This window comes from Microbacterium hatanonis, from assembly GCF_008017415.1.
GTDB lineage: Bacteria > Actinomycetota > Actinomycetes > Actinomycetales > Microbacteriaceae > Microbacterium > Microbacterium hatanonis.
Genome location: NZ_VRSV01000002.1, coordinates 1,273,550 through 1,286,582 on the forward strand (window position 1 = coordinate 1,273,550; position 13,033 = coordinate 1,286,582).

At 70.8% G+C, this 13,033-nt stretch carries 11 protein-coding genes; 5 read left to right on the forward strand and 6 right to left on the reverse strand.

What is annotated here, in order from left to right:
- Nucleotides 1-254 precede the first annotated feature (254 nt).
- The 5 genes from FVP77_RS16050 to FVP77_RS16070 all read left to right on the forward strand — a co-directional run bounded on the left by FVP77_RS16050 (nt 255) and on the right by FVP77_RS16070 (nt 5,776).
- Nucleotides 255-1,304 (forward strand): hypothetical protein, encoded by a 1,050-nt coding sequence (locus tag FVP77_RS16050; protein ID WP_147895529.1) that lies wholly within the window; start codon nt 255-257, stop codon nt 1,302-1,304.
- Nucleotides 1,301-2,851 (forward strand): GMC oxidoreductase, encoded by a 1,551-nt coding sequence (locus tag FVP77_RS16055; protein ID WP_222707748.1) that lies wholly within the window; start codon nt 1,301-1,303, stop codon nt 2,849-2,851. Before FVP77_RS16050 ends, FVP77_RS16055 begins: the two co-directional genes overlap by 4 nt.
- Nucleotides 2,852-3,010: 159 nt before the next feature.
- Nucleotides 3,011-3,847 (forward strand): alpha/beta fold hydrolase, encoded by an 837-nt coding sequence (locus tag FVP77_RS16060; protein WP_147895530.1) that lies wholly within the window; start codon nt 3,011-3,013, stop codon nt 3,845-3,847.
- Between the two features lie 244 nt (nt 3,848-4,091).
- Nucleotides 4,092-4,424: a sigma factor gene (locus tag FVP77_RS16065; protein ID WP_147895531.1), complete on the forward strand. Its 333-nt coding sequence runs from the start codon at nt 4,092-4,094 to the stop codon at nt 4,422-4,424.
- A gap of 44 nt (nt 4,425-4,468) precedes the next feature.
- Entirely contained in the window at nt 4,469-5,776 is a 1,308-nt protein-coding gene (locus FVP77_RS16070) for an alpha/beta hydrolase (RefSeq protein WP_147895532.1), read from the forward strand.
- Between the two features lie 77 nt (nt 5,777-5,853).
- Here the strand turns inward: FVP77_RS16070 and FVP77_RS16075 are convergent, their stop codons facing one another.
- The 6 genes from FVP77_RS16075 to FVP77_RS16105 all read right to left on the reverse strand — a co-directional run bounded on the left by FVP77_RS16075 (nt 5,854) and on the right by FVP77_RS16105 (nt 12,990).
- On the reverse strand, nt 5,854-8,388 hold the full coding sequence (locus FVP77_RS16075; RefSeq protein WP_147895533.1) for a bifunctional lysylphosphatidylglycerol flippase/synthetase MprF: 2,535 nt from the start codon (nt 8,386-8,388) through the stop codon (nt 5,854-5,856).
- A gap of 655 nt (nt 8,389-9,043) precedes the next feature.
- Nucleotides 9,044-9,991 (reverse strand): hypothetical protein, encoded by a 948-nt coding sequence (locus FVP77_RS16085; protein ID WP_147895534.1) that lies wholly within the window; start codon nt 9,989-9,991, stop codon nt 9,044-9,046.
- An 11-nt stretch (nt 9,992-10,002) separates the two neighbouring features.
- Complete coding sequence (locus tag FVP77_RS16090) at nt 10,003-11,454, reverse strand: tyrosine-protein kinase domain-containing protein (RefSeq protein WP_147895535.1); 1,452 nt, start codon at nt 11,452-11,454, stop codon at nt 10,003-10,005.
- A 92-nt stretch (nt 11,455-11,546) separates the two neighbouring features.
- Nucleotides 11,547-11,831 (reverse strand): hypothetical protein, encoded by a 285-nt coding sequence (locus FVP77_RS16095; RefSeq protein ID WP_147895536.1) that lies wholly within the window; start codon nt 11,829-11,831, stop codon nt 11,547-11,549.
- The gene (locus FVP77_RS16100) at nt 11,828-12,418 is read right to left on the reverse strand and encodes an Asp23/Gls24 family envelope stress response protein (RefSeq protein ID WP_246134141.1); all 591 of its coding nucleotides are present in this window, start codon (nt 12,416-12,418) and stop codon (nt 11,828-11,830) included. The genes FVP77_RS16095 and FVP77_RS16100 overlap by 4 nt, the downstream gene beginning before the upstream one ends.
- Nucleotides 12,415-12,990, reverse strand: a complete 576-nt coding sequence (locus FVP77_RS16105; protein ID WP_147895538.1) for an RNA polymerase sigma factor — start codon at nt 12,988-12,990, stop codon at nt 12,415-12,417. The genes FVP77_RS16100 and FVP77_RS16105 overlap by 4 nt, the downstream gene beginning before the upstream one ends.
- Nucleotides 12,991-13,033 lie beyond the last annotated feature (43 nt).

Genomic DNA, 13,033 nt, shown 5'->3' on the forward strand with positions numbered 1-13,033 from the left:
ACCCGGACGGGCGAGCACGTGTGTCCGGGTGTCTTGGCACCTCGGGGGGGGGACGGTACGCGCGGCGGCGGCGGATGCTGCGCAGGGCGCCCGTGGCGCGGGTGTCGCTCGTCGAGATGCCAAGACACCCGGACGAGCGAGCACGTGTGTCCGGGTGTCTTGGCACCTGAAAGGCCGATCGGGGCGGGGTGGAGTATTTCGCGGCGAAGCGCAAGCCGCCCCGAAAATGCTCGCGGTGCTCGAATGTTGACCTCATGGTGGTTCTGAACACGCACGCTCCCGTCATTGTCTGCACCCTGCCGGGCTTCGCGGAGCGCGTGGGTCCGATCGGTGATCTCGACGTGCGCCCGGTCGAGCTCGCGGAGACCGATCACGTCGTGGCGCTGCTGGCCTCTTACGGCGGCCGGCGCTTCGTGATCGCGGGCGCAGGGGCGGAGGCCGCGGTCGTCGCCGCGGTCGTGCAGCGGCTGCTCAGCGGCGAAGCTCCGGTGTTCGGGCTCGCCGGGGTAGTGCTGGCCGAGCCCGAGGGAGACCTCGGGGCCGAGGCGTTCGACCTTCCGACGCTGGTGTTACCGGCAGACACGACACAACTCCTGCATTCCGCGAGCGATACGGCCCCGGACGGCGCCGAACAGGCCGCCACGGCGCAGATCGCAGGAGTCGTGCACCACACCTTCCCTCGAGCCCGCGTCGGCGAGCTCGCCGACTTCGTCACGCACGAGATCTCGTCGTCCCCGACGGTGCCCGAAGAGTGGGCTCGCCTGATCGCCTCGGATCGCGTCGACGTCGAGGTGCGCGGCATCCTGTCTCGGCGCGCTCTTCCCGACGACGCCGAGTATGCCCCGCAGGTGATGGATGCGGCGCAGTTGACGCTGCTGCGCGAGATCGCCGACCTCGTGGTGCCGCAGGACGGCCCGGCGATCGACCTCGCCGCTCGCGTCGATGCCCAGCTCGCCCGTGGCGAGGGCGACGGATGGCGGAACGCATCGCTTCCGCCCGATCCGGAGGCCTACCGCACCGGGCTCGCGGCGCTCGCCGACGGCTGGGCGGGGGAGGAGACCCTGCGCGCCGCGATCGAGGGCGAGCTCGAGACCGGCGGAGCGTTCGACGCCGCGCAGCTGGCGGCCTGGCTCGAAGACGTGCGGGTCGATCTCGTGCGGCAGTGGCTCGCCCATCCCGCCACGGCGGCGAAGGCGGGCTTCGACGGCTTCGCCACGGGCGGCACGGTGCTGCCGCTGCGCGGGTTCACCGAACTCGGCAGCGGAACGCGAGATGCATGGGAACCGGCGGAGGTGAACGCGTGAACCTCGAGAACATGCGCACCTACTCCGACGACGAGATCGTCGACGTCGTCGTCGTCGGAACGGGCGCCGGCGGCGCCCCGCTCCTCGCCGAGATGGCCCGCCGCGGTCTGAGCGCGGTCGCCCTCGAGGCCGGTCGCAACTTCGAGCTCGACGACTTCACCCCCGACGAGACCGAGGCGGTGCGCATCAACTGGATGTCGGAGCGCCTCAGCGGGGGAGACGACCCGACCGCGTTCGGACCGAACAACAGCGGCATCGGGGTCGGCGGATCGACCCTGCACTGGGGAGCCTTCGCGCCCCGCCCCGACCGACGCGACCTGCGCCTGCGCACCGAGACGGGTGAGGGGCGCGACTGGCCTCTCGACCCGGAAGAGCTGCTGCGCTACGTCGCCCGCGTCGAGAGCGACATCGGCGTGTCGGGCCCCGTGCCCTACCCGTGGGACCCCGACCGCGCCTACGCCTACAAGGCGCCGGGTCGCAACGGCTCGGCCGACATCGTCGCCCGCGGGGCGACCGCGCTCGGTATCCGCACCGCCGACGCACCGGCAGCCGTGCTCACCCGCGCACGACTGCAGCCCGCCTACGGCGAACGCGGCGCGTGCCAGTCGTGCGGCGCCTGCCACCAGGGCTGCCGATTCGGCGCGAAGGCCACGACCGCGACGACCTACCTCCCGGCGGCGGTGTCGTACGGGGCCGAGATCCGCGCGCAGTCGATGGTTCACGGCATCGAGCTCGATGCCCGGGGCCGGGTCGCCGCCGTGCTCTATCGCCGCGACGGCGTCGAGCGCCGGCAGCTCTGCCGCACGCTCGTGCTCGCGGCGGGCGGCATCGAGACGCCGCGCCTGCTGCTGCACACCGGGCTGGCGAACTCGAGCGGTCAGGTCGGGCGCAACTTCCTCGCTCACGGTGCGACCCAGGTGTGGGGGCGGTTCGACGAGTCCGTCCGGGGTCACCGCGGATACCCGTCGTCGCTCATCAGCGAAGACATGCTGAGGCCGGCGGACGCCGACTTCGCGGGCGGTTACCTCATGCAGAGCCTCGGCGTGATGCCCCTGACCTACGCGACCACCCTCGCCCGCGGCGGTGGGCTGTGGGGCCGGGAACTCGTCGAACGCACCCTCGACGCGCGGATGTATGCCGGAATCGGCATCAACGGCGACTGCTTGCCGTCGGAGGCGAACCGGCTCGAGCTGGTCGACGAACTCGACGAGTGGGGCATCCCGCGCGCGCGGATCGATTTCACCGCCGGACCGAACGAGAAGGCCCTCGACACCCACGCCACGCGGACGATGGAGGACATCATGCGCGCCGCCGGGGCGAGCGACACCATCGTGCTCGCCCGCACCGCCCACACCGTGGGCACGTGCCGGATGTCGGCCGACCCGGCAGACGGTGTGGTCGACGCCGACGGTCGGTCGCACGACATCCCGAACCTCTGGATCAGCGACAACTCCGTGTTCCCCAGCGCCCTGGCCGCGAACCCCGCCCCCACGATTATGGCGATGTCGCTGCGCACCGCAGACCGGATGCTGGTGTCCGCCGGGTAGACCCGCGGACTCTTCGACACGCTCAGGGACCGCCGCCGGTCGGTCGCTGAGCCTGTCGAAGCGTTCGGCGCCCGGCGCAGCATCCTTGAGCACTACCCGCTCGTCCGAGATTCGTCAACGCGGGCTTTCGCGCCAGGTTCGCCGAGCACGATGTCGGGCATGACTGAGATCACCGCACACCACGGACTGCTGACCGACATCAACCTGCACGTCGACGACACCGGCGGATCGGGTCGCCCGGTCGTGCTGATCCACGGCTGGCCCCTCTCGGGCGAGTCGTGGTCGGAGCAGGTCCCGGCCCTCGAGAAGGCCGGCTACCGCGTGATCACGTACGACCGCCGCGGCTTCGGGCGCAGCGACAAGCCCCGCACCGGTTACAACTACGACACGTTCGCCGACGACCTCGCGGCCGTTCTCGCGGCCCTCGACCTGCGCGACGTCACGCTGGTCGGATTCTCGATGGGTGGCGGTGAGGTCGCCCGCTACGTCACCAAGCACGGCACCGATCGCCTGAAGAGCGTCGTGTTCGCCGCCGCTGTGCCGCCGTACCTGAAGAAGAGCGACGACAACCCCGAGGGCCCGCTCGACGACGAGACCGCCGCCGGCATGGAGAAGGGGCTGCGCGAGGACGAGAAGGGCTTCTACCACCAGTTCACGACCGACTTCTTCTCGGTCGACGGCAAGCTCACTGTGAGCGACGCGCAGCAGGCCGACGCCGAGCGCCTCGCCAACCAGGCCGACCACCACGCCGCGCTCAAGTCGATGGAGGCGTTCGCGACCACCGACTTCCGCGACGACCTGCCCAACGTGACCGTGCCGGCGCTGATCATCCACGGCGACAGTGACGGAACCGTGCCGTTCGAGGGTTCGGGCAAGCGCACCCACGAGGCGCTCGTCGGCAGCGAGCTCGTGCTCGTCGAGGGCGCTCCCCACGGCCTCAACGTCAGCCACAAGGAGCAGTTCAACACGGCGCTGCTGAGCTTCCTCGGACGCTGAGCCCCCTCCCGCGCAACCGACGACGCCCGCACTCCCGAAAGGGGTGCGGGCGTCGTCGTATCCGTCACCGGCGGAGGAGATCTCACGAGTGGAGGTCCACGCGGGGGCGATCTCCCCTCCGCCGGTGACAAGTCCTGCGTCCGTGACGGCAAGCACCTCATCGCCGCGGCCGGACGCCTACCACCAAGCGCCCGATCTCAGCAACGGCCCGGTGCCCGAGCCCCTCGGATGTGACGATCGAGGGGTGACCACGCTTCTCCCCGCCCCGGTCGACGACGGGATCTTCCCGCCCGATCTCGACGAGCTGATGGTGCGCGTCGCGCAGGGCGACACCGATGCCTTCGCGGAGGTCTACGACCTCAGCTCGAGCCGTGTGCTCGGCCTCGTCACCCAGGTCGGCCGAGGCCGTACGCCGGCCGAGGAGGTCATGCTCGACGTCTTCACCACCGTGTGGCGGAGCGCCCCCGAGTACCGCGCCTTCGAGGGATCCGCCTGGGCCTGGATCGTGAAGATCGCCCTCCGCCGAGCGATCGCCGCCGGGCGACACGCCACCCCGGGCGTTGCAGCGACCTCATAGCCGAGGAGAGGATGCTGAAGCATCCCGTCTGAACTGAGGTACGCGTGAACGCACTGCTCGACATCGGAATCCTCTCCGGTCCCGCCGTCATCATCGTCTTGGTCGTCACGGGAATCGTCGCCGCGCTCCTCGTGCTCGTGCGCCCCAGCGGGCGTTGGAGGCGCAGCATCTGGATCACGACCGCCGTCGGCTCCGCCCTCGCGGGCGCGCTGATCGGGGCGGCGCTCACGTGGCTGATCGCCGACGAGATGGATGCCTTCGGCGTCGATCTCACCTTCGCGTCGAGAGTGTGGATCGCCCTCGGATTCGCCGGGATCTTCGTCGCGCTCGCGTCGCTGTGGCGCGCCTCGTGGCGTCGGATGATCGCCGTCCCCCTCGCGATCGTGCTCTTCGTGCTCACCAGCGCGATGGGGGTGAACATCGCTTTCGGGCAGTACCCGACGATCCGCAGCGTTCTCGGCCTCAGCGCGTATGCCGGGGACGTGCTCCCGGATCTCAAGGACGGATCGGCGAATAGACCGACCGTCGCCGACTGGACGGCCCCCGCCGGAATGCCCGCGCAGGGCAGCATGGCGTCGGTCGTCATCCCGGCCACGGAGTCGGGTTTCGTCGCACGGGATGCGACCGTCTACCTGCCCCCGGCGGCTCTGACCGACAACCCGCCCCTCCTGCCGGTGCTCATCATGATGTCGGGGCAGCCGGGCACGACCGACGAGGTGTTCACGGTCGCGCACCTGCGCGAGACGCTCGACGCGTACGCCGCGGCGCACCAGGGCCTCGCTCCGATCGTCGTCTCACCCGACCAGCTCGGGTCTCCTGAGGCGAACCCGATGTGCGTCGACTCGCCGCTCGGCAACTCGGCCACCTACATCACGGTCGACGTGCCGAACTGGATCAGAGCGAACCTCCCGGTGCTCGACTCGCCGGACTACTGGGGGGTCGGCGGTCTCTCGCAGGGCGGCACGTGCTCGATCCAGCTCGGGGCGCAGCATCCCGAGCTCTTCAGCGCGATCCTCGACGCGTCGGGCGAGGAGTTCCCCACGCTCGGCGACCCAGCGACCACCATCGCGCAGGGGTTCGGCGGCGACGCGGAGAAATACGCGGCCGCCTACCCCGCCGCGATCATGGCCTCGAAGGCGCCGTACACCGACATGTTCGCGGTCTTCGGAGTCGGCAGCGAAGACACGGCCTTCCGCCCCGGGGTGATGACCCTCTACGCCGACGCTCAGGCCGCGGGGATGGATGCCACGTACCTCGAATCGGCGGGGAACGCCCATGACTCGGCGGCCTGGACGTACGTCTTCAACATCGGGCTCGGGCTGATCGCCGACCACTGGGGCCTGAACCGGTAGGACGGGGCGGCCCCTCGGCACGCTCGGGGACCGGGGAGCGTCTCAGGGACAGGGAACGGCTCGGAGCGGCGCGGGCGCTACTTCGCGGCGACGGGCTCGCGGGGTTCGCGCAGCGTGCCGGCCATGCGGGCGGCCTGCGCGAGCGTCAGATGCGGCAGGTAGCAGCGCGCCAGCGCGATGCCCAGGGAGGGCAGCACGGACGACTCGGGGTAGACCGCCCACAGCGTGACGAACTCGGGCTGGAACTTGCGCTTGAAGTTCAGCAGCGAGCGGAAGCCGTAGGCCGGTTCGAGCAGCTCGCCGAAACGATCGAGCACCCGCGTGATGGGGGCGCGCTCGCCGTCGTCGGGTCGCGACGCCAGAGGCGACCCCGACAAGCTCATGCGATCGAGGCCCGCGGCCTTCATGTGGTCGGCGGCGGCACCGATGACGAACTCCATGATCCCGTTCATCGAGTCGGCCCGGCGACGCATGAAGTCGAGGGTGTACCCGTGCACGCCGCCGGGTGCGAACAGGGGCAGCCAGCTCGTGACGGCCTGGATCCGCCCGGCCTCGTCGACCGCGAGCATGAGGCGCACCTCGGGGTCGGCGAGCTCATCGACGCCCCCCAGCGTGAACTCCATCTCGGGGAGGCTCTTGTCGGCGACCCACGCCTCCGAGATCTCGCGGATCTGCGCGTGCTCGGCGATCGTCAGGTCGTGCCAGCTGGTCCAGGTCGCGGTGACGCCCTCCCGGGCCGCGCGGTTCGTCGCGGTGCGAATGTCTTGGCGCTTCTTGCCCGAGGTGTTCCAGGTGGCCGGATCGAGCAGCGCCTCTTCGGCCACCGGCATCCGCTGCCATCCGAGCTGACGGTAGGGCGAATCATCGCCGTCCTCGACGCTGTAGAAGACGGCGGTCCAGCCGTTCTCGCCGCAGAACTCCACGAAGCCCGCCACCACCTCGGGGCGCTGCGCGTCGGGACCGAACGCACCGCCGAGCGTGACGGCGACAGGACCGCGCACGCGGTAGGCGATCGCCGCATCCAGGTCGGGGGAGAACCAGTAGGCGTTCCCCTCCCACGTCGTCATGAACGACAGGGTGTCGCCGCCGCCGCGCTCGAGCATCAGACGCGCGCGCGCCCGGTCGGACGCCCCGCTCACCGCGCCCGGATCGAGCACGAGTCGAGCCGTGGCGACCGTCGTGGCGAGCCAGAACAGCAGCGACGGCAGGTACCAGAACGCCTGGGCCCAGCCGCTCGACGGCACGAACGTCAGGATGTCCGAGGGCAGGAGCGTCGGCGGCAGGAGGCGCAGCGGCAGTCCGACGAGCACGTCGCCGACGTCGAGGTTCGGGTTGTAGCCATCGGACGCGACCAGGCCGCCGGCGAACGCGAGCAGCAGGTTGGCCGCGGCGGCGACGCCGACGGTGAGGCCGAACGTGCGCAGCGCGGCGGGCGTCGAGGCGGCACGGACGTTGCGGCGGAACACGACGAGCACGATCGCCACGCTGAGCGGCACGAGGGCGCCGATCAGGCTGCTCGAGAGCGTCTGCCACACGTACTCCTGCGACTCGGCGTCGCGCAGCTGTGCGATCGCCGCCACCGTCTCGGGCTGGATGACCGAGAAGACGTACAGCATCCCGGCGAAGACGACGCCGTTGAAGACGACCGCGAGCCACAGGGCGGCGCGCCGCCCGTTAAGGATGCCCCAGGCCGCGATCACCGCGACGAGGATCGGCAGCAGGGCGATGAACCCGGATGCCGGTTGCAGCTCGCCGAACGAGTCGTAGGTGTCGGGGCAGGGCGCTGCCGGGGATCCGAAGGCGCAGGTCTGTCCGTCGACGAGGGTGACGGGGTCGTCGGAGAGGAAGCCGTAGATCGACAGCAGGCCCGCCCCCGTGGTGGAGAACGTCGCGATGACCGGACCCACCGACGTGACGAACGTCAGCGCCGCCAGCAGAACGCGCTTCTCGTGGTGCGAGCTGCGCACCAGACGGAAGCCCGAGTGCCGTCCGCCGAGCACGTACCCGAGCCCGAGGCCGATCGGGACGGCGAGGAGTGAGAAGAGGTCGTTCGCGCCGCCGGCGTAGAGGAAGAGCGTGACCGCGGTGAGGGTGGCCAGCAGTCGCGTGCGGCGGCGCCAGAGCGCGCCGGCGAACGAGCTCGCCGCCATCGCGGTGCAGATGAGCGCCGCGAGCGGGGAGAGGGTGTCGACGGCGGGGGCGTTGAGGGGCAGGAAGTCGAGGAACTGCTCTTCGAGGAGTCCGACGCCGAGCCCGGCGAACGACGCCGCCACACCGCCGACGACGTAGGCGATGAGGGTGCGGACGCTGCCCATCGTCTTCTCCGCGGCTCCGACCACGACGAGCAGCACGGGAACGAGCGCCAGCAACGACGCGAGATCAGGGACCGCCAGGAGCGACGTGACGGTGCCCCACCAGTGGCGCTGGATGAAGATCTCGGGCACGCCCTCGTCGAGCACCTGCCAGCCCCAGCCCGAGGGCGAGGCGATGAACCCCGTCAGGCTGAGCACGATGACCAGGGCGGTGACGGCGAGGGTCACCGGACGCGTCCGGCACCACCGCAGCACCGCTGCCCCGGCTCGGCGCGCGCGCGTCGTCGGCTCGTTTCGCATCCGAGGTCCTTCCGTGGCGTTTTCCGCCGCCGTGACTTTATCCGAGATCCCTGAGGCTCACCCGCGTCCCGCGCCGCGCGCTGCCGGCGTGGTGCGGGGCGGGGTCTGGGCTGGTGGGGGCGCTGCGGGCTGCGGCGGGGGCGGGGCTGCGGGGGCCGCGGGTGCATCGCGCCGGAGCGCGGCCGGGTGGGGCTGCGGGGTGGTGCGGGGGCCGCGGGTGCAGCGCGCCGGGATGCGGCCGGGGTTGGGAGGCCGGGGGCTGCGTGCGCGGTGCCGCGGTCCCGCCGCGGGAGCGACTGCGCCAGCATCCGGCGACTGACTGTACGAATCGGTGCAGTCATTCGCAGGAATGTGCCACATTTCGGCGCGCGCGGCGAGGCGACCAGCACGGCCGCGGGCGACGAACACGTGCGGCCGGGGTGGGGCGGATGCTTCGCGCTGCCGTTCTGTGCGCGCGCTGTGCTTATGGACGCCGCGCGGGCACAGATGGGCAGCACGAGCGGGAGGAACGGCCGCGCGGGCATGCAGGGGCAGCGCGTGGCATAGGGGAAAGCCGAGCGAGTGCGCCAGCATCCGGCAACTGACTGTACGAATTGGTGCAGTCACTTACAGGAAGGCGCCACATTCCTGCCATGAGGGGCGGAAGCGGGGCGGGTCAGGCGGCGGGGACGATGGCGTCGCCCGACCACACCAGCGCCTCGCCGTCGGCGAGGGCCAGGGCGAGCGGGGCGGCGGGGTCGACCCCGGCGGCGCAGCCGAGCGGGGTGGCGGTGGCGAAGCCGTCGCCCGACCAGCGCGTGACGGCCACCCCGGAGCATCCATCGGCGGGGGCGGCCGTGAGAACGGCGCCGTCGGCGATCGCGATGGCGACAGCATCCGTCGCTCCGAGGGACTGCCACGTGCGGTCGGCACCGAGCACCGACACGGCGCCGGCGCACTCGACGGCCACCACGTCACCGGCCGCGCGGAACGAGCGCGGGTCGGCGCACGGGGCGGCGACATCGTCGCCGGGCAGCACGACCATGGCCGGGTCGGCGAAGTCGGGGTAGCGCGATGCGGTGAGCACCTCGGGGTAGGGCTGCCAGAACTCGCCCTGCGTGAAGGTGCGGAGAGCCTGCACCTCGCACGAGGCGCCCATGGCGGCGACCATCTCGGCCTCCGAACCCGCGAACGCGTCGAGCGAGGCGACCTGGCCGATCCCGCGGTAGGCGGGGGTGACGTCCTGCCACGTGCGGCCGCCGTCGGCGGAGTGCTCGACGACCGGGGCCGTCGTGCCGCAGTCACCCGCGGTGGCGCGCCACCACCCTTCCGAGCCGACGGAGAAGAACCGCGCCTCAGCGGCGGAGTAGGCGGCGCCCGCCGAGGGTGCAGACGCCGAGGGCGACGACGGCGAGGGCGCAACCGCCGTCGGGCTCGCCGAGGTGGTCGGGTCGACCTCGAAGGAGTACTCCTGATCGGTCGGGGTCGTGTCGGCGGCCGTGGTGGGCTGCACGCTCTGCAGCGCGAGAACCACGAGCACGATCGTCGCCACGATCAGCAGCGCGACGAGCGCCCCTACGAGCCATCGCGCGGGGACGGGATCGAGCCGTCGTCTGCGGGCCATCGTGCCCCGCGTCAGGGCAGCAGCTGGTCGTCGGAGGGCTCCGCCGCGGCGTTCTTCCGCCCGCGCCGGGTGGGCTTCTCGGCGGGGGCCCCGTAGGTGCCGTACGAGCCGTAGCCGCCGTATCCGTACCCGTAGCCGTAGCCGTAGGAATCCGGTCCGCGGGTGGGGAGCATCGTCAGCACGACGCCGCCGACCTTCGATCCGACCGTCTCGAGCGCGTCGAGCGCGCCGCTGAGCTGGTGGGTCGTGGTCTTGCCCGCCGCGACGATGAGGAGGGCCCCGGCGGTGAACTTCGACAGGACCGCAGCATCCGTCACCGGGAGCAGCGGCGGCGCGTCGCACAGGACCACGTCGAACTCGTTGCCGAGGGCCTCGAGCAGCTGGCCCATCTGCTTGGAGCCCAGCAGCTCGCTCGGGTTCGGCGGCACCTTGCCGGCCGGCAGCACGTAGAGCGGACGCTTTCCCCAGGGGAGCATCACGTCGGCGACGCGCGCGCGGCCGATCAGCACGTCGGTGAGGCCCGCGCCGCCTTCGATGTTGAGGTACTCGGCGACCTTCGGCTTGCGGAGGTCGGTGTCGAGCAGCGCCACGCGCTTGCCGGCGTCGGCGAGGGCGACGGCGAGGTTGATGGTGGTGGTCGACTTGCCCTCGCTGGGGAGGCTGGAGGTGACGACGAAGATGTTGCCGCCGTCCATCTCGAGGAACTGGAGGTTCGTGCGCAGTGCGCGGAAGGCCTCCGACCGCTGGTTATGAGGGTCGGCCTCGAGGATGAGGGGCCGTTCCTTCGCCTTCGGATCGAAGGGGATCGCGCCGATGAGCGGTCGATCGGTGAGGTTCTCGATGTCGCGGGGGTTGCGCACCTTGTTGTCGAGCACGGCGCGGAGCACGGCGATGCCGACGCCGAGCGCGAGGCCGACGAGCCCGCCGAGCGCGAGGTTCAGCGGCACGTTCGGGCTGACCGGGGTGCGCGGGGCCTGCGCGTCGCGCACGCGGGTGAGCTTGACCGGACTGACCTCCTGGCCGTCGCGGGTCTCGAGCGTCTCGACGGCGTTCGCGAGGCTCGCCCCGAGGGCGTTCGCGATGAGCGCGGCCCTGGCCGGGTCGGCGTCGGTCACCGTGATCTGCACGATCGTCGAGTCGAGCTGAGCGGATGCGGTGACGCGGCCCGCGAGAGAGTCCGCGTTCATGTTGAGGCCGAGGTCGGTGATGACGGGGTTGAGCACGAACGGCTCTTCCACCAGCTCGACGTAGGTCGCGATGCGCGCCTGGGTGAAGTTGGAGCCCTGCTGCAGCTCGGTGATCGTCGATCCGCCCTCGGTGGAGACGAAGACACCGCTCGTCGCCTCGAACTGGGGCGTCCGCGTAAGAGAGAATCCGGCAGCAACCGCGACGCCCACCAGGGTGGTGACCACGATCACGAGCCAGTTCTTACGCAGGATGCGAATGTAGTCGCTGAGCTCCATGGCACCTTTCCGGGGTTCAGTACGGGATCATCCTGCCACACCGGGTGTTTCCATTCCGTGACGGGGAGCTTTGTCCGTCACGGACCGAGGCCTCAGTGGATGCGTGCGATCTGGATGCGGATCTCCACATCGGGCGCGGGGTGCTCGGCGAGGAGCGCGTCGGCCACCGCGCGGGCGCTGTCGGCGCTGCGGCCGTCGATCTTCGTCGCGATGCGGGCGTCGATGCGCAGGCCGTCGTTCGTGGGAACGATCGCCTTCTCCACGTCGCCCGTCGCCGCGGCGATCAGCCGGGGGATCGAGGGCGGCGGGAACGTGTCGACCACCCCGTCGACGCCGAGGATGACCTCCGTGAACCGGCCGCTCTCGAGCGCGCTCATGACTCGTCCTCCCCGTTCGCGAAGTCGTGCACGTCTTCGATCGTCACGTTCACCGCGACGACGTTGAGGTCGGTGTGCTGCGCGAGCGCGTCGTAGACCGCGGTGCGCAGCAGCGCGGTCGCGTCGAGCACCGACTGATCCCATCCGATCGTTCCCGTGATGTTCACCTCGACGGGGGCGCCGGGCACTTCGGCGTCGCCGTCGATGTCGACGCGCCCGATGTACAGACCGTCGATCTCGTCACCGACCGATCGCACCAGTGCGCGCACCGCGCCCTCGGTGATCGTGATCTGCACCCGGGGGTCAGGATGCTGCACGGGGAGGCTCCGGCCGACGCGCATCTCCGATCGGACGACGTCCATGATCCGGTCGAACCAGTTCGCCGGGGGAGGGGGGAGCTCACGCGCCTCCCGCTCGAGCAGGCTGCGCGAGAGCATGCCGACCCGCTCCAGCGCATCGAGCGCGTTCAAGCACTCCGGGCAGGTCTCGATGTCGGGGTCGTAGGGCAGTCGGCCGGCGGCGAGGTAGTCGCTCAGCTCGTCGACGGTCTTGCCGCATTCCAACGCGACGGAGTGGCCTTCGTTCATCGCCATCCCTCCATCTGGATCATGATGCTCGCCCGCGCACGGGACAGGTTTCCTCGAACGGTGCTGACGGGCAGAGACGTCTGCTCGGCGATCTCGTCGTAGCTGAAGCCCCCGATCTCCCGGAGCAGCCAGGAGGTGCGCTGAGCCTCCGGAAGTGTGGCGAGCGCTTTCGAGAGTGCCGCGAGTCTAGCGTTGTGCACCGCGATCGCCTCGGGGTTCGTCGAGTCGCGGGCGGGGACGTCGATCCCGTCGTCGAGCGCAGCATCCGTCCCCCTCCGGCGGATCAACGCGAACGCCTCGCGACTCGCGATCTTCATCAGCCACGCCTTCACGACGGAGCCGTCTCGGAGTGTGGGCAGCTGCTTCCAGGCGGTGGAGAACGCCTCCTGCACGACATCGTCGGCCTCCGACAGCGAGCCCACGATGCGTGAGGTGTAGGCGCGCATGATCCCGCTGTGCCGCCGCACGATCTCACCGAACGCCAGCTCGTCTCCGTCGCTCGCGCGCTCGACCAGAATGCGGTCGGACAACCCGCTCAGAGGAGAGGCGGCGCCGCCCGAACGTCCTGTCATGAAAAATCCGCCGAACTTTTTTGTGACGAATGAGGCCCGCCCT